The 15092-nt window shown below is 60.1% G+C and carries 18 protein-coding genes; 9 read left to right on the top strand and 9 right to left on the bottom strand.

Annotation, left to right across the window (positions count from 1 at the left end; genetic code table 11):
* Nucleotides 1–84 precede the first annotated feature (84 nt).
* Complete coding sequence (locus C8N42_RS13425; RefSeq protein ID WP_107817085.1) at nucleotides 85–1428, top strand: TldD/PmbA family protein; 1344 nt, start codon at nucleotides 85–87, stop codon at nucleotides 1426–1428.
* Entirely contained in the window at nucleotides 1415–2206 is a 792-nt protein-coding gene (locus C8N42_RS13420; RefSeq protein WP_245890125.1) for a 3'(2'),5'-bisphosphate nucleotidase CysQ, read from the top strand. The genes C8N42_RS13425 and C8N42_RS13420 overlap by 14 nt, the downstream gene beginning before the upstream one ends.
* Here the strand turns inward: C8N42_RS13420 and C8N42_RS13415 are convergent, their stop codons facing one another.
* Entirely contained in the window at nucleotides 2207–3427 is a 1221-nt protein-coding gene (locus C8N42_RS13415; protein ID WP_107817084.1) for a glycosyltransferase family protein, read from the bottom strand. It lies immediately after the preceding gene.
* 3 nt (nucleotides 3428–3430) lie between these two features.
* Entirely contained in the window at nucleotides 3431–4234 is an 804-nt protein-coding gene (locus C8N42_RS13410) for an HAD-IIB family hydrolase (protein WP_107817151.1), read from the bottom strand.
* Between the two features lie 160 nt (nucleotides 4235–4394).
* Here C8N42_RS13410 and C8N42_RS13405 point away from each other — a divergent pair, with 160 nt between their 5' ends.
* From C8N42_RS13405 to lpxK, 3 genes are read left to right on the top strand one after another with little or no spacing between them, the layout of a single operon-like run.
* Entirely contained in the window at nucleotides 4395–4640 is a 246-nt protein-coding gene (locus tag C8N42_RS13405) for a DUF4170 domain-containing protein (RefSeq protein ID WP_107817083.1), read from the top strand.
* Between the two features lie 13 nt (nucleotides 4641–4653).
* The gene (locus C8N42_RS13400; RefSeq protein WP_107817082.1) at nucleotides 4654–5949 is read left to right on the top strand and encodes a 3-deoxy-D-manno-octulosonic acid transferase; all 1296 of its coding nucleotides are present in this window, start codon (nucleotides 4654–4656) and stop codon (nucleotides 5947–5949) included.
* Nucleotides 5946–6938: a tetraacyldisaccharide 4'-kinase gene (lpxK, locus tag C8N42_RS13395; RefSeq protein ID WP_107817081.1), complete on the top strand. Its 993-nt coding sequence runs from the start codon at nucleotides 5946–5948 to the stop codon at nucleotides 6936–6938. Before C8N42_RS13400 ends, lpxK begins: the two co-directional genes overlap by 4 nt.
* A 4-nt stretch (nucleotides 6939–6942) precedes the next feature.
* On the opposite strand, the gene C8N42_RS13390 is transcribed toward lpxK, so the two are convergent.
* Together C8N42_RS13390 and C8N42_RS13385 are read right to left on the bottom strand one after the other, a co-directional pair.
* Nucleotides 6943–7593, bottom strand: a complete 651-nt coding sequence (locus tag C8N42_RS13390) for a DsbA family protein (RefSeq protein WP_107817080.1) — start codon at nucleotides 7591–7593, stop codon at nucleotides 6943–6945.
* Nucleotides 7590–8126, bottom strand: a complete 537-nt coding sequence (locus tag C8N42_RS13385; protein ID WP_107817079.1) for a DUF721 domain-containing protein — start codon at nucleotides 8124–8126, stop codon at nucleotides 7590–7592. The genes C8N42_RS13390 and C8N42_RS13385 overlap by 4 nt, the downstream gene beginning before the upstream one ends.
* 110 nt (nucleotides 8127–8236) lie before the next feature.
* On the opposite strand from C8N42_RS13385, the gene mutY reads away from it, so the two are divergent.
* Nucleotides 8237–9286, top strand: a complete 1050-nt coding sequence (mutY, locus tag C8N42_RS13380) for an A/G-specific adenine glycosylase (RefSeq protein WP_107817150.1) — start codon at nucleotides 8237–8239, stop codon at nucleotides 9284–9286.
* A gap of 39 nt (nucleotides 9287–9325) precedes the next feature.
* A complete protein-coding gene (locus tag C8N42_RS13375; RefSeq protein ID WP_107817078.1) occupies nucleotides 9326–10465 on the top strand; it encodes an alkane 1-monooxygenase in 1140 nt (379 codons plus the stop codon).
* 110 nt (nucleotides 10466–10575) lie between these two features.
* Here C8N42_RS13375 and C8N42_RS13370 read toward each other — a convergent pair whose 3' ends face one another.
* The 3 genes from C8N42_RS13370 to C8N42_RS13360 form a co-directional block, all read right to left on the bottom strand.
* The gene (locus tag C8N42_RS13370) at nucleotides 10576–11676 is read right to left on the bottom strand and encodes a site-specific DNA-methyltransferase (RefSeq protein ID WP_107817149.1); all 1101 of its coding nucleotides are present in this window, start codon (nucleotides 11674–11676) and stop codon (nucleotides 10576–10578) included.
* 114 nt (nucleotides 11677–11790) lie between these two features.
* Nucleotides 11791–12429: a ribonuclease HII gene (locus C8N42_RS13365; protein WP_107817077.1), complete on the bottom strand. Its 639-nt coding sequence runs from the start codon at nucleotides 12427–12429 to the stop codon at nucleotides 11791–11793.
* Between the two features lie 116 nt (nucleotides 12430–12545).
* Nucleotides 12546–13034 (bottom strand): hypothetical protein, encoded by a 489-nt coding sequence (locus tag C8N42_RS13360; RefSeq protein WP_107817076.1) that lies wholly within the window; start codon nucleotides 13032–13034, stop codon nucleotides 12546–12548.
* 171 nt (nucleotides 13035–13205) lie between these two features.
* Between C8N42_RS13360 and C8N42_RS13355 the strand changes: the two genes are divergently transcribed.
* Together C8N42_RS13355 and C8N42_RS13350 are read left to right on the top strand one after the other, a co-directional pair.
* On the top strand, nucleotides 13206–13493 hold the full coding sequence (locus tag C8N42_RS13355; protein WP_107817075.1) for a hypothetical protein: 288 nt from the start codon (nucleotides 13206–13208) through the stop codon (nucleotides 13491–13493).
* A complete protein-coding gene (locus C8N42_RS13350) occupies nucleotides 13465–14163 on the top strand; it encodes a winged helix-turn-helix domain-containing protein (RefSeq protein WP_107817074.1) in 699 nt (232 codons plus the stop codon). The genes C8N42_RS13355 and C8N42_RS13350 overlap by 29 nt, the downstream gene beginning before the upstream one ends.
* 3 nt (nucleotides 14164–14166) lie before the next feature.
* On the opposite strand, the gene C8N42_RS13345 is transcribed toward C8N42_RS13350, so the two are convergent.
* Together C8N42_RS13345 and C8N42_RS13340 are read right to left on the bottom strand one after the other, a co-directional pair.
* On the bottom strand, nucleotides 14167–14622 hold the full coding sequence (locus tag C8N42_RS13345) for a cytochrome c family protein (protein ID WP_107817073.1): 456 nt from the start codon (nucleotides 14620–14622) through the stop codon (nucleotides 14167–14169).
* A gap of 24 nt (nucleotides 14623–14646) precedes the next feature.
* Complete coding sequence (locus C8N42_RS13340; RefSeq protein ID WP_170109303.1) at nucleotides 14647–15054, bottom strand: c-type cytochrome; 408 nt, start codon at nucleotides 15052–15054, stop codon at nucleotides 14647–14649.
* Between the last annotated feature and the right edge of the window lie 38 nt (nucleotides 15055–15092).

Below are 15092 nucleotides of genomic sequence, written 5' to 3'. Positions count from 1 at the left end.
CCCATCGGGCCGCTTGCGTGACGCGCGCAGGCGGCCTAATTGCATCTGCATGAGATGCACAATAGCGAGATATGGAGGCACGCCATGGCAGGAAATCTTTCAGAACTGACCGGGGCGTTGCTTGAAGCGGCGAAAAAGGCCGGGGCCGACGCGGCCGATGCCTTGGCGATCGACGGCACTTCGCTTTCCATCGGTGTACGTCAGGGTGCACTGGAACAGGCGGAGCGCTCGGAAGGTATCGACATCGGTCTGCGTGTGCTGATCGGGCGGCGTCAGGCCTGTGTCTCCGCCTCCGACACCCGGCCCGAAACCCTTGCCACCATGGCCGAACGTGCGGTCACCATGGCGCGTCTCGCGCCCGAAGACCCGACCGCCGGGCTGGCCGATCCCTCGCAGATCACGGAAAATACCGATATTTCCGCGCTTGAAATGTTCGATCCCTCGGCGGAACCCTCGCCCGAAGCGCTCAAGGACGACGCCTTGCGCGCGGAGGCGGCGGCGCTGACGTTTGACGGGATCACCAAGGTCGAAAGCTCCGCCGCCTATGGCAAGCGGCGCATTCATCTGGCCGCCACCAATGGATTTTCCGGCGGCTACACCCGCACGGACCGGATGATTTCAACCGTCGCCATCGCGGGCGAAGGCACGGCCATGGAGCGCGATTATTATGGCGACAGCCGGATTTTCGGCGCGGATCTGCCCTCTCCCGAAGAGATCGGCAAGCTGGCCGCAGAACGCACTCTGGCCCGCATGGGCGCGAAGAAACCCAAGACCGGGGCCTATCCCGTGCTGTTCGATGAACGGATTTCCTCGTCGCTCGTCGGGCATCTTCTGGCCGCGATCAACGGCACGGCGATTGCGCGTGGTGCGAGCTGGCTGCGCGATGCGATGGGGGCGGATGTGCTTCCCAAGGGGATGTCGTTGATCGAGGACCCGCATCGCCCGCGCACCTCCGGCTCGAAACTGTTCGATGCCGAGGGGCTTGCGACCTCGAAACGCGCTTTGGTTGATAATGGCGTCTTGCAAAGCTGGGTTCTGGACCTCGCCACCGCACGCAAGCTCGGGCTTGAAAGCACCGCGAATGCATCCCGTGGCGTGTCCTCTCCGCCCTCGCCTTCCGCAGGCAATGTGGCTCTGACACAGGGAGAAAAAAGCCGCGAGGAATTGATCCGCGAGATGGGCACCGGGCTTTTGGTCACCGGCATGATCGGTGCCTCCATCAACCCGACCACCGGCGATTACTCCCGTGGCGCGAGCGGGTTCTGGATCGAGAATGGCAAGATCGCCTATCCGGTCAACGAATGTACCATCGCGGGCAATCTGCGCGAAATGCTGATGACCCTGATCCCGGCCAATGACGCCCGTCTGCACCTGAGCCGCGTCGTGCCCTCGCTTCTGGTCGAAGGAATGACCCTTGCCGGTGACTGAGGGTGTAACCGAGGATCTGGAGCTTCTGATCGAGGCCGCGCGCAACGCGGGTGAGATCGCCAGACCCTATTGGCAGGCAGACCCGCAGGTCTGGGACAAGGGCGGCGGGCAAGGCCCGGTGACCGAGGCCGATCTGGCCGTGGACCGGATGCTGCATGAATATCTGCTGTCGGAACGACCCGATTATGGCTGGCTCTCGGAGGAAACCGTAGACACCACATCGGAACGGCTCGGCAGGGAACGCGTGTTCATCGTCGATCCGATCGACGGCACCCGCAGCTTCATCCATGGCGACCGCAATTGGGCACATTCTCTGGCCATCGCCGAAGAGGGCGAGGTGATCGCCGCCGTCGTGTTCCTGCCCCTGCGGGAGCGACTCTTCGCGGCGGTCAAAGGTGGCGGGGCCTTTCTCAACGAAGCGCCTTTGCGGGCGGGGCGGCGTTGCGATCTCGACGGGGCGACGGTTCTTGCCCCGCGTCAGCATCTGAGTGACGAAAACTGGCGCGGCGGAGCACCGAAATTCATTCACAAATTCCGCCCCTCTCTGGCCTACCGGCTCGCGCTTGTGGCGCAAGGGCGGTACGATGCGATGTTCACCTTTCGCAAGACCTGGGAATGGGACGTGGCCGCCGGGACGCTGATCCTGACGGAAGCCGGCGGTCAGGTCACCGATCTCAAGGGCCAGCAACCGGTATTCAACCAGCCTGTGCCGCAACTCGACGGTATGGTGGCAGGATGCCCCGATCTGGCGCAGGGCATCCTCGCGCGGCTCAAGTAATCACTTGTACTCGTCCATATCCTCAGCCACGGCCCGCGCCATGGCGGCGATGATGTCCGGATCGGCGGCATGGACCCGCGACCAGTTCGGAATGAACGGCGTTTCCATCGGGTTCTCAAGGAACACATTGCCCGCCTGAATGATATTGTTGGCGAAAAGCTCCACTGCTTGTTCTTCCACATGGCGATCAACATGCAGCCCGTTCATCCGCGCGTCGTTGAAATAGGTCTCGATAAGATCGAGCGCGCCGCGATAGTAGGTGGCCTTGATCGAGCGGAAAATCTCTTCGGAGAACACCGTGCCATCGGCAGCGAGTTTGCGATAAAGCGCCTTGCAAATGTCGACCGACATACGCGACAGACCGGTAGTCGCGTCCTCCTGTGACAGGTCCTGATGCTTGTGATCGTAACGGTCGGAAATTTCCACCTGACAGACCGCACGCGGGCTGAGATTGCGCCAAGCCTCCGACAACAACCCAATCTCAAGCCCCCAATCGGACGGGATGCGCATATCGGGCAGGATCGAAGTCCGCATGGCGAATTCGCCTGCGAGCGGGTAGCGGAAATCGGCGAGAAAATCGAGGAAGTCCTGCGGACCGAGCACCTTGGACAACGCATGGATCATCGGCGTCACCAACAGGCGCGTCACCCGCCCGTTCAGCTTGCCATCGGCGACACGGGGGTAGAAGCCCTTGGACATCTGATAAGGAAAGGTCGGGTTCGCCACCGGATAGACCAGCCGCGCCAGCATCGCCGCCGAATAGGTCACCACGTCGCAATCATGCACGGCCACCACCGCACTATCGGCCCGCGAAATCGTATAACCGAGACAGAACCAGACATTGCGCCCCTTGCCCGGCTCGGACGGCGAAAGGTCAAGCTCCTTGAGCCGCGCATCCACCGCCTGAAGCCGCGGCCCGTCGTTCCAGAGCACCACATGATCGGCCTTCAGCCGGGAAAAGAATTTCCGCGCATAGCGATATTGCTCCTCGGTGGCGCGATCGAGCCCGATGACGATGCGATGGATGAAATCCACCTTGTTCAGCTCGTCGATGATGTTCGGCAGCGCCTCACCTTCGAGTTCGGAAAACAGCGACGGCAGGATCAGCGTGATCTTGCGGGAAGAGGCAAAGGCGTTCAACTCCCGGCCCAAGTCTTCTTCGGAGTTGATACGCAGGTTGTGCAGCGTCGCCACGTGACCGCCCTGATGAAAATCCGCCATGTGTCAGCCTTTCTCTTTGTATTCTTGTGCAATGCGTTCCAGCACCGCAAGGTTCCAGCCTTCGGGTCCGGGCACTTTCGTGCGTGTGATCCGACCCTCGGCCTCTCCCACAAGGGACGGGATACCCGGCCCATGTGAATTCGCGACGACAACCCCGAAATCAGCCGCCTCAATCATTTCAACGTCGTTAGGAGCATCACCCAAAGCCATGGTGGTCGGCCGGGGATGATAGCGGGACACGATCTCCGCCATCCGGTCGGCCTTGGTCGCTCCAAAGGACAGTGTGAGATATCGCCCGCCCTGACGCGCGGCGATCCCTTTTTCCGCCAAAGCCGCCTCAAAGGCCTTTTGCGCCTCAGCGTTTCCCGACCAAAGCCCCGGCTCGGAAAACTGCCGCCGCGCCGCAAGCCTGGCCTGTGCCAAGGGGAGGCCTGTGTTCGCCGCGACCTCCTCCACGCTCCAGTCGGAAAAGCCGGAGAAACAGACGCGCAGATCGGCGGGCAATTCCGCAAGTACCGCCAAAAGCGCCTCATGCGCGCTACGATCCGCTTGCGCTTCTGCCCCCGCAGGCAAAATCCCTGCGCCGTTTTCGACAATAGCCGGGCAATCGGCAAAACCCATCTGATCCCTCAAATCTGCAATTTCAGAGGCGGTCTTGGAGCTTGCCAGAACCAGCGGGGCACCCAATGCGCGCATCCGAAGCAAAGCCGGTTTCGCGGGGGCCCAGGAATAGCTGCCATGATCGAGCAATGTGCCGTCCAGATCGGAAAACACGATCAGGCGGGGAGCGTTGTGGTCCGTCGTCATGGTGATATGATGACGACAGAGGCAGGTGAGGGAAACAGCCAATCCGAAAAATCCCACGTCCTCGCAATAAAGCGCCCAAGAATTAGGCAGCCCTTCAAGGCCGCTTGACCCCCCTTCTGATTGGACTAGGGTGCGCCTCATCACATCCGGGAGATATTCCATGGCACAAAGACTGCACCTCGTGTTCGGCGGCGAACTTGTCGACCCGTCCAAAACCGTATTCCGCAACGTGGATGATATTCACATCGTTGGGATTTTCCCGAATTACGAGACCGCGCATGCCGCCTGGAAAGCCGAAGCGCAACGGACCGTCGACAATGCCCACATGCGCTATTTCATCGCGCATCTGCACCGTTTGCGTGACGAGGAACAGCTCGCCTCCCCCACCGAAGAGCTTGGAGCGTGAGGCCTAGGCCAGCATGGCCCGACCCCTTCCCTTTTTACTCTATTCCGGCCTGAACGGACGGTCCGAGCGACGTCACACCGAACGTCTGGACCGCCTGCTTTCCGAGGGCACGCTGACACGACAGGCGCGTGACGCGCGACTGGCCCTTGATCTGCCCCCTCGCCCACGCGGCGAGGTCTTGTGGTTTCATGCCGCGACCCAATTCGCGCTGCGACCGGCAGTGGAGCTTTTTGCCCGGATCGCCGAAGATCGCCCCGATCTATGCGCCGTGATCACCATGAGCCCCGGCGTGCATCCTCCAAACAACCAAAGGCCGGAAGGTGTGATCTTTTCCGAAGCGCCCGAGGACGAAACCACCATCGTGCGTCGTTTCCTGTCCCATTGGCGACCGGACGGGCTGATCTGGATCGGTGGCCGGTTTCGTCCGACATTGTTGCGCGCCGCGCATGATGAGGGGCTGCCGACCCTCTCCATCGAGGCACCGCACAGCCCGAGCACACTCGATCTGCCCGCACCGATCCCCGGCCTGCGCAACGCAGTTCTGAAATGTTTCGATCACGCGATCACCGCCTCCGCTGAAAGCAGCGTCCCGTGGCGACGGGCCGATTTAGACCCGAAACATGTCGAATGTCTCGGTTATCTCGAAGAGGGCGGCATTGCTCCGATCATCGACGATGAGGAACTGTCCCGCCGTTCCGGGGAACTCGGCACGCGGCCATGCTGGTTCGCGGCCCAGGTGGAACTGCCGGAGCTGAACAACGTTCTTCGGGCGCATAAAAGCGCGCTGCGGCGGGCGCATCGGTTGTTGCTTGTGATGTCCCTGTCCGATGCTTCGACGCTTGCAAGCGTGCTTCACCAATGTGAAGATACCGGACTGAACGCGATGGCTCTTGGCCCGGAGGACAGTATTTCCGAAGCCCTGCAGATCGCCGTTCTGACAGGAGAGTCCACAAATCAGGACGGGCTTTGGCATCGTCTCTCCCCGGTGAGCTTTCTCGGGCGTTCTCTCGTGCCCTTTGGCGGCATCGACCCTTATCCGGCTGCCGCCATGGGATCAGCCATCCTGCACGGCCCCCATGTCAACGCCCATGCCACCGCCTATGCCCGTCTCGCGACCGGCAACGCCACGCGGCAGGTGCGTGACGGGCATGAACTTGGCGAGGAACTCGGGCAGCTGATGTCCCCGGATCAGATTGCATTGATGGCTGCCGCAGCCTGGGAAATCGCCTCGACCGGGGCCGAGGTTACGGACCGGGTCTCCGCCCTCGTACAGGACATTCTCGATCTCCGGGAAAGGCGGTCCACATGAAAGCGCCACTGTTCTGGTCCAATCCGAAGGACGCCCCCGGCTGGCAGGCCCGCCTGCTGTCCCCACTCTCCGCGCTTTATGCCCGTACCACCGCAAAACGTGTTGCCAGACCCGGCTACAAGGCCGGCGTGCCGGTGATCTGTGTCGGCAATATCAACGCCGGCGGCACGGGCAAGACACCCACCACCATCGCGCTCGCTCAACATCTGACCGAACGGGGCTACACCCCTCATGTCGTGTCCCGTGGCTATGGCGGGCGCCTCGAAGGCCCCGTGCGTGTCGACGAGCGCAAACACAGCGCGGATGAGGTTGGTGACGAACCGCTTCTGATCGCCGCCTTTACCCCGGTCTGGGTCGCCAAGGACCGTGCCGCAGGCGTGCGTCAGGCCGAGGCCGCCGGTGCCGATGTCATCCTGCTCGACGATGGGATGCAGAACCCTTCGGTCGAGAAAGACCTGACCGTCATCGTGGTCGATGCCTGGCGCGGGTTTGGCAACGGGCGGGTGATCCCCGGCGGACCTCTGCGCGAACCCGTGTCCGCAGGCATGGCGCGGGGCGATATTCTGATCTCCATCGGGGACACCCGCGCACAGGATCGTTTTGAAGCGAATTGGGCTGGATTGGTCTCTGTATCGCACGTGAAAGCGGAATTGAAACCGTTGCCCACCGGCCTCGACTGGCAGGGGCAAAACGTCATGGCCTTTGCCGGGATCGGCCACCCCGAGAAATTCTTCCAGACCCTCACCGGGCTCGGCGCCAATCTCCTGCGCACTGAAGCGCTCAAGGATCATCAACCGCTCTCCGTGCCGCTTATGAAACGGCTGGAGGTCGAGGCTCTGGCCTTGGGCGCACAGATGGTGACCACGGAAAAAGACGCGGTGCGCCTGCCCCGCGCCTTTCGCATGAAAGTGGTGACCCTGCCCGTCCGGCTCGATATTGCCGACTGGGCGCCCATCGACGGCCATTTGGGCCGCCTTGGGCTGGTTTAGGGTCTTATTCGGCCAGTTTCGCGTCGAGGATTTTCTTGAGATCGGCGTAGCTCATGTTGGAATGTTTCTCGCCGTCAATCACCAGAGTAGGCGTGGCGTCGATGTCGTATTCCGCCACTTCCGCAGTGAATTTCGCATAAAGCTTTTCGGCCATCTCGCCGTCATTCAGGCAGGTATCGAGATTTTCGTCCGTGAGCCCTGCGCGTTTGCCGATCTTGCGCAGGTTCTCGACGATCTGCATCGTGTCCCGGCCTCCGGCGATCCAGTCGCTCTGTTCGTCGTAGAGCATTTTCTGCACGCCGAAATAGCGCATCTCGCCCCCACAACGCGCCACCATCGACGCCCAGAGACCGAACTTGTCGAAATACACTTCGCGGTAGATGAAACGCACCTTGCCCGTGTCGATGTAGTCTTTCTTGAGCGGCCCAAACACGGTTTTGTGGAAGGTCGCACAATGCGGGCAGGTGTAGGACGCGTATTCGATCAACTCGACCGGTGCGTTCTTGTCGCCGAGCGTCAGATCGAAAATGCCGGAGGTGTCCGGCAGGTCCTCGGCCTGCGCCGGTGTCACCAGAAAGGAGGTGACAGCAGAGGGCATGAGCCCCGCGCCAAGGGTCGCGAGAGCGGTCGTGATCATGAATGTGCGGCGGTTCATTTCTCTTCCTTCATCTTGTGGTGTTGCCGGGTCAGGAATGTTCCGGCGAATTTCTCAAGTGCCTGACGCAAAGCCTCGTCACGCACTCCTTCGGAAAGCGTGTGCGCCTCGGCTTTGGTTTCCGGCGTCAATTCAGGGGCAGGTTCGGGTTTCGGGCCGTGAAATGCGACACGCCCTTCGGAAAATCCGGTCGGAGCGGTTTGTGTCACATGGATACGGCTGATCGCATTATATCCATAAACCGCATTCACACGATCCCGGATTTTCGGCACTTCGGCCTGAACCATGGGAGCAAAAGCCCCGGTGGTCAAAAGCGTCAGCGTTGCGCCGAAACCGCCCTTGGCATAGGACACTTTCACAGGGCGCGACATGGCGGCCGTGGCCTCACCGACGATCTCTTCCCAGTGGGTCAGGAGACGAGACTCGGAAAACCCGCGCGCCTCGGAGGCTTCGCGAATGCGCGCCTGCAAAAGGCCGGAGGTGCGTTCAAACCCCCGTCTGCGTCTTTTGGCCTCTGTCTGCACGTCCGTCATGTCCTGCTGTTTCCTAGGCTGGCGTCTGCCTGTCTTCCCTCTATTCTAGAGGCGCGCGCGCAAGGCGCCAGAAGAAAGCAGATGACAGGACCTAAAGATTGCGTGACGAAATGAAACACGAAGACGCCGCGACGGCGCTTCTCGACTGGTATGACACGCATGCACGGGTGCTGCCCTGGCGCGTGTCGCCAGCTGATCGTGCCGCAGGTGTCGCGCCCGATCCTTACCGGGTCTGGATGTCGGAAATCATGCTGCAACAGACCACGGTTGCGGCAGTGAAATCCTATTTCGAACGGTTCACCGCGCTCTGGCCCTCGGTGACGGATCTCGCCAATGCCGAGGACGAGCGTGTGATGGGAGAATGGGCCGGGCTCGGCTATTACGCCCGTGCTCGCAACCTCCTGAAATGCGCGCGGGTGATCCGGGATGAGTTCGACGGTGTTTTTCCCAGGACCCGGATCGCATTACAGTCCTTGCCCGGCGTCGGCCCTTATACTTCTGCCGCCATTGCATCCATTGCGTTTGACCTGCCGGAGACCGTGGTGGACGGCAATGTCGAACGGGTGGTGTCCCGTCTGTTTCGGGTCGAAACACCACTGCCGACCGCCAAGCCGGAATTGACGGAACTGGCGGAAACGCTCACGCCCATAGCGCGCCCGGGTGATTATGCGCAAGCGATGATGGATCTGGGGGCCACGATCTGCACGCCGAAATCCCCCGCCTGTGGCATTTGCCCCTTGAGCTACGTCTGCGCGGCACGACACGCCGGAGATCAGGCTCGTTTCCCGCTCAAATCGCCAAAGAAGCCAAAACCCACACGACATGGCCACGCTTATGTCGGTCGCACAGAGGCGGGAGAATGGATTCTGGAAAAGCGGCCCGAAAAGGGGCTACTGGGGGGCATGATGGGCTGGCCCGGCACGGAGTGGCAGGAAGCGCATCCGCCCGCGCCCCCCTTTCCAGGCGACTGGCAGGATCTCGGAGAAGTGCGTCACACCTTCACGCATTTCCACCTGATCCTCACGGTCCATGCCGCCACCCATGTGACAAAACCGCCCGAAACCTGCGTTTTGAAGGGCAATAACGCGTTTCAGGCCTCGGATCTGCCGACTGTGATGCGAAAGGCATTTGACCTCGCCCTCTCCAACCTTGAGTATTGAGAGACACGCGCGGGCGCTTTGGTGAAGAGTCGTAATCCTATGAACATGGCCCAAATCAGCTTTCGGAACGCAATGCCATTCTGGCTGTCGCTCACCCTTATCCCTTTCATCTGGCTCGGCGCCTTTGTCGGCGGCTGGACCGTGATCATCGTGCCGCTTTATGCATGGTACATGTTCGGATTTCTCGATGGCATTCTGGGGCTGAACACCGACAATGCAGACCCGAACACGCCGGAAAGCGAGCTTTTCTGGTATCGCGCGATCACGATCATCTGGTTCCCGGTGCAATTCGTGAACATTTTTGCCCTGATCTGGTTCGTCACCCATACGGATCACCTCTCGACGCTTGAGACCGTGGTCCTGTTCTTTGGACTTGGCGTGTCTTCCGGCACGACCGGCATGGTCTATGCCCATGAGCTTCTGCATCAGCGCAACAATCTGGAACGCTGGCTCGGCGATCTGCTTTTAGCTTCCGTGCTTTACTCGCATTTCCGGACCGAACACCTTCTGGTTCATCACAAACATGTCGGCACACCTCGCGATGCCGTAACGGCGCGTTACAATGAGGGGTTTCATCACTATTTCCTGCGTGTGCTCCGGGAATGTCCGCACTCGGCCTGGGAGGCCGAAAAAGCGATGTTGGCGCGCAAGGGATTGTCGCCCTGGAACCCGCGCAACCCCCATTTCCGATACTGGACCCTGCAAATCCTGATGCTGATCCTCGCCACGCTGATCGGCGGCGTTCCGGGGGTGTTGCTTTTTATCTGGCAAGCCTTGGTGGCCATCTGGCAACTGGAACTGACCAACTACGTCGAACACTACGGGCTCACGCGGCGGCACCTTGGGAATGGCAAGTATGAGCATGTCATGCCGCATCATAGCTGGAATGCCGCGCATATGGCGACCAACTGGCTTTTGATCAACCTGCAACGCCATTCGGATCACCATTACAAACCCGACCGGCGGTTTCCGCTTTTGCAGAATTACGACGAGACCGAGGCACCACAATTGCCCTATGGCTATACCGTCATGGGCGTTGTCGCGATGGTGCCGCCGCTGTGGCGGAAGATGATGAATCCCAGGGTCAAACAATGGCGCAAGCAATATTACCCGGACCTTGAGAGTTTCGAGGACTGGGAGCCCTACAAGAACGGCACCAACCCACTGCCACGTTTGTGAGGATAAAAAAAGCCCCGCTGCGCAGACACAGCGGGGCCAAGGTGGTGCCGCGTAGTCAGGCCGCAGGCACCAGGCGGTAACTTTGAATTTTTCAGGAATAGACCTGTCGCTTACTGCATCTCCGCGCGAATCTGTTGACGCAGCACGTCGATCGGAACGGTCTTGCCATCGCGTTTGAAGGCCCAATAGGTCCAGCCGTTGCAGGAAGGCGCACCTTCGAGATGGGCGCCGACCTGATGGATCGAGCCTTTCACGTCATTGGCGATCAGCGTGCCATCGGCACGCACCTTGGCCTTCTGACGCCCGTTCATCGAATAAAGCTCCTCACCCGGACGCAACATGCCACGCTCCACGAGCTGACCGAAGGGCACACGCGGCTCGGCACGTTTCGAGGTGGAGACGCGTAGCGCATCCTTGTCGAACTTGCGCACGGAGGCGATGCGTTTTTCGGCGACCTCACGGTATTTCTCTTCGCGCTCAATGCCGATGAACTCACGCCCGAGCATCTTGGCGACAGCACCCGTGGTGCCGGTGCCGAAGAACGGGTCCAAGATCACATCGCCCGGATTGGTGGTTCCCAAGATCACACGATGCAGCAGGCTTTCGGGCTTTTGCGTCGGGTGGGCTTTGTCACCATTGTCGTCCTTGAGACGCTCGCCACCGTTGCAGATCGGCAGAACCCAGTCGGAGCGCATCTGGATCCCCTCATTCAGGGATTTGAGCGCTTCGTAATTGAAGGTGTATTTCGCCGCTTCATTTTTCGACGCCCAAATGAGGGTTTCGTGCGCGTTGGTCAGACGCTTGCCACGGAAATTCGGCATCGGATTGGATTTGCGCCACACCACATCATTGAGAATCCAGTAGCCCTGATTCTGCAACTCGGCACCGAGGCGGAACACGTTGTGATAGGAGCCGATCACCCAGATCGCGCCATTCGGTTTGAGAATGCGCCGTGCGGCTTTGAGCCATTCGCGGGTGAAATCGTCGTAGACCTTGAAGCTGTCGAACTGATCCCAAGCGTCATCGACCGCATCCACTTTGGAATTGTCCGGACGATGAAGATCGCCCCGCAGTTGCAGGTTATAGGGCGGATCGGCGAAAATCAGGTCGACGCTCTCTTCGGGAAGAGCATTCATCACCTCGATGCAATCGCCGGGCAATATCTCATTGAGCGGGAGCGAATTCGCCCCCTTGCGGATCGTTGTCTTCATCTTCTGCCTCATATCGCGCCCCTTATGGGACGTCGTTTTAACGCGTCATTTTTGACGTCATTTATGGGTCTCAAGATGAGTCATCGGGGATTCCACGTCAATTTCTTTTTCGAATCAGTCACTTATGTTTTTATCTTGATACAAGATATTGTGGACAGGTTTGAACGAACGTCTATGGTGTGGTGTCACACCAAGATTTCGGAGCCCCTCCATGTGGATTTTGGTCCCGTATCCCGCGTTCTTCTCCCAGCCATAGCCGGGAAACTGTTGCGCCAAATCCACCATCAGCCGATCACGCCATATTTTCGCAACAATGGAGGCCGCCGAAATCGACAGGGAGCGCGCATCGCCTTTGACAATCGCCTCGGCATCGAGACCGAAAGCGGGCGGCACCTTGTTACCATCGACCAGAACATAGTCGGGCTTGATGGAAAGCCCCGCCACCGCGCGCTCCATGGCACGCAAGCTGGCTTGCAGAATATTGATCTCATCAATCTCCTCGACCGAACAGGATGCGATGGAAACATCGGCAGAGGCGAGAATTTCGTCATAAAGCACTTCGCGTCGTTTCGCGCTGAGCGCTTTCGAATCATTGAGACCGGAGGGGATCGCCGCCGGGTCGAGCCAGACGGCAGCGGCCACCACGGGACCCGCGAGCGGACCGCGCCCCACCTCATCGACACCGACGATACGGGTGTAGCCCCGGCGTGCTGCCGCCTTTTCGAAACTGTAATCGGGAATTATCTTTGTCATACCCCTGTGAACCCGATGGCCAAGAGGCGCGCAAGAAAAAAGCGGGTGAGAAACTCACCCGCCAAGTGGCGCGGCCATGGGAACTTAGAACCGCACGTCTCTGCTCGTTATGAAAATCAATTGCGGCTGTAATCGCGATGGATCGCGCGGTCGCGTTCGACGCGATAGCCGAAATTTGTGAGACAGCCGACGTCATAGGCGTCGACCTTGCCCTGACGTGTCTTCACCCGTGTCTCGCAGGCGCGCGGCAGGTGGACCTGGGCTCGGCGCTCGCGTTCGATGCAGTTCTCGAAGGCAATGAGACGCTGTTTGGAGCCCTGCCCCGCGCTGGCGACACATTGGTTGGGAATGCCGAAGTCACGCCCGCGATTGCGATCCTGCCAGGTCTCATTCCGGCGATCGTCGCGATGGCGCGACGTGCTGACCGCCACTTTGTTCTTGTCCTTGTTCTTATCCTCAAGCGCTTTGCCGAGCACGAAGAGTGTTACAAGCCCGCCCAAGGCCAGCGCGGCGTCATTCTCACCGGCACGCGCCGGGGCGGCGGCAAAGCCTGCGGTGGCGATGGAAAGTGCTACAAGCCCGGCGGTGAATTTGGTCAGTTTCATTGGTCGTCCTTTCAGATCCTGTGGCCCGACGGAGCGGGCGGGAGAGGTGATGGGACGGTGATGGCCGGTTTTGCGGAAATCGCTCAATAACAGCGAAGTGTCATCGGATAACAGCGATCAAAAATGGCTTTGCTATTGAATAACATCCGTCTTGCTCACAGGATCGCGAGCATGAAAAAGCACCTTCTCCCCCTTCTCATCGCGCTTGTGGTCCTGCCGGGGCTGGCCGAGGCTTCTTGTTACGCCAGTTACAAGGCCAAGCGCGATAATCCGCTCAAGCTGCATTTCGGCGTGGCCGAGGTGAGCGACAATCAATGTACGAAAGAGGCGGCGGCCAAAGCGCTCGCTCCGCGTCTTGCGAAAGAGGGCTGGCAACTTCTCTCCATCGTCGCGATGATCCCGGAAGAGAAACTGGGCGAGGTGAAGGCCGATGCTGGCGACTATTTCCTCCGATACTGACAGCCGCAAGGTATCGCGGGTGGCGATTTACGGGATTGTGACGATTGTCGCGATTCTGTTGTTTGCCGCCGTGTTGCTGTTCGTGAACCTGCCGGATGCGAACGCCTTCAACGCGCGTGTGGAACGGATTTTCGTCGAGAACGATCTGACGACTCAGGCGGAAATCAAGTTGCTGGAAATTCTCGCGCAATCCGGGACGTCGTTTTCCGACGTCTTGAATTCCTACCGGATGGTGATTTTCGTGCTGCTGGTGTTTTCCACGGCGCTGCTGATCGCGGCACTGGTGTTTCTCGTGGTGATCATCGCACTGAACCGGCGCATGAGCGAGATCGAGAAACGCGGGATCGAGGTGTCGTCGCTCCTGATCTCACGGGCGGAAAACACGGTTTATCTGAACAATATGGAGTTCAAGCTGACGCCCGCGGCAATCGAGACGCTTTCGGTTCTGGCCGAAGCGCGACTCGATGACGATGTGCTCTCCGGGGCGGAGATCGAAGCGGTGATCTCGGGCCGGAATGCGTCGGATTGCGACGAAGCGGCGGGGGCGACACGGATCAAACGGCTGCGCGACACGCTCGGCAATCAGATGGTGAGCGAGTTACTGGTCAAGAACATCGCGCGGAAGGGCTATATGCTGTCCTGTCCACGCGATGTGATCAAGATGGTGTAACCGTCAGGGCCAGGGATATTCCGCGACAGTGATCCCCATCTCGGTAAGCTCATCAACCGCAAGACGACGGTAGGCGACCACATCAGGCACCTCCTCGGCGCGGCGACGGGTGACTTCCTCTTCGGTGAAATACACCGGAGCCTCGCTGCTGTCGGTTTCGCCCCAGACATCGAGCACGTAGTTCATCACCTCGGCGATCTCACGATCGTTCAGCGACGCCCCCACCACGCCGGGCACATGCATCATGTAGGTGCGGCCCATCTCGGTGCCCGCGATATAGCCCACACTGTTCGGAAAGGCCGGGATACCGCCCTCCGGCGTACCGCCGCCTTCGAACCCATGACACCCCGCACAACGCAGAATGTAATTCGTATGCGCGGTGCGGCTCGGCTGGTCCGCCGCCGCAAGCGTGGCGGGCAGAAGCGCAAGCGCGCAGACAAGGGGTTTCAACAGAGGCATGGTCGCTCCTTTCAATCTACCGGCTCAGTCGACAGCGGGGCGCATCGCCCGCAGATCGGCATGGGTCGGACGGGTCTCACGCGCCGTGTCCAAAAGCTCCTGCGTCAGAACCCCATCGGTTTCACCAAGGGTCTGAAGCACCCATGTGCCGATCTCGACAAGCTCTTCGTCGGTGGTGCTGGCCACAGGAGGCATGATCAGACCGATATACATCTGCCCCTGAATCTCAAGTTTTCCGGCCATACCCGAGGTCACCACCCCGGCGATATATTCGGGCGCCTTATCGCCCAGAGCCTGCCAGAACGCGGGACGGTTCAGCGGCGGTGCGAGTCCGGGATTTCCAATGCCACCACTGTTGTGACAGGCGGCGCAATGGATCTCGAACAGCTCCTCCGGAGTCTCGGCGGAGACCGGGAAGGTGAGGAGGGCCATGGCAAGCGCCACAGCCCCCGTAAGTGTCGTCAAAAGGC

It is taken from the genome of Celeribacter persicus, from assembly GCF_003050785.1.
GTDB classification, from domain to species: Bacteria; Pseudomonadota; Alphaproteobacteria; order Rhodobacterales; family Rhodobacteraceae; genus Celeribacter; species Celeribacter persicus.
Note: the sequence above shows the minus strand (reverse complement) of the source record. Positions and strands in the feature narration are given on the sequence as shown.

Coding starts and splice junctions, on each gene's coding strand:
- C8N42_RS13355 (WP_107817075.1), top strand. CDS start 13,206: ATGAAAAAGCACCTTCTCCCCCTTCTCATCGCGCTTGTGGTCCTGCCG.
- mutY (WP_107817150.1), top strand. CDS start 8,237: ATGAAACACGAAGACGCCGCGACGGCGCTTCTCGACTGGTATGACACG.
- C8N42_RS13405 (WP_107817083.1), top strand. CDS start 4,395: ATGGCACAAAGACTGCACCTCGTGTTCGGCGGCGAACTTGTCGACCCG.
- C8N42_RS13370 (WP_107817149.1), bottom strand. CDS start 11,676: ATGAAGACAACGATCCGCAAGGGGGCGAATTCGCTCCCGCTCAATGAG.
- C8N42_RS13375 (WP_107817078.1), top strand. CDS start 9,326: ATGAACATGGCCCAAATCAGCTTTCGGAACGCAATGCCATTCTGGCTG.
- C8N42_RS13425 (WP_107817085.1), top strand. CDS start 85: ATGGCAGGAAATCTTTCAGAACTGACCGGGGCGTTGCTTGAAGCGGCG.
- C8N42_RS13410 (WP_107817151.1), bottom strand. CDS start 4,234: ATGACGACGGACCACAACGCTCCCCGCCTGATCGTGTTTTCCGATCTG.
- C8N42_RS13365 (WP_107817077.1), bottom strand. CDS start 12,429: ATGACAAAGATAATTCCCGATTACAGTTTCGAAAAGGCGGCAGCACGC.
- C8N42_RS13350 (WP_107817074.1), top strand. CDS start 13,465: ATGCTGGCGACTATTTCCTCCGATACTGACAGCCGCAAGGTATCGCGG.
- C8N42_RS13385 (WP_107817079.1), bottom strand. CDS start 8,126: ATGACGGACGTGCAGACAGAGGCCAAAAGACGCAGACGGGGGTTTGAA.
- C8N42_RS13360 (WP_107817076.1), bottom strand. CDS start 13,034: ATGAAACTGACCAAATTCACCGCCGGGCTTGTAGCACTTTCCATCGCC.
- C8N42_RS13345 (WP_107817073.1), bottom strand. CDS start 14,622: ATGCCTCTGTTGAAACCCCTTGTCTGCGCGCTTGCGCTTCTGCCCGCC.
- C8N42_RS13400 (WP_107817082.1), top strand. CDS start 4,654: ATGGCCCGACCCCTTCCCTTTTTACTCTATTCCGGCCTGAACGGACGG.
- C8N42_RS13415 (WP_107817084.1), bottom strand. CDS start 3,427: ATGGCGGATTTTCATCAGGGCGGTCACGTGGCGACGCTGCACAACCTG.
- C8N42_RS13340 (WP_170109303.1), bottom strand. CDS start 15,054: ATGGCCCTCCTCACCTTCCCGGTCTCCGCCGAGACTCCGGAGGAGCTG.
- lpxK (WP_107817081.1), top strand. CDS start 5,946: ATGAAAGCGCCACTGTTCTGGTCCAATCCGAAGGACGCCCCCGGCTGG.
- C8N42_RS13390 (WP_107817080.1), bottom strand. CDS start 7,593: ATGAACCGCCGCACATTCATGATCACGACCGCTCTCGCGACCCTTGGC.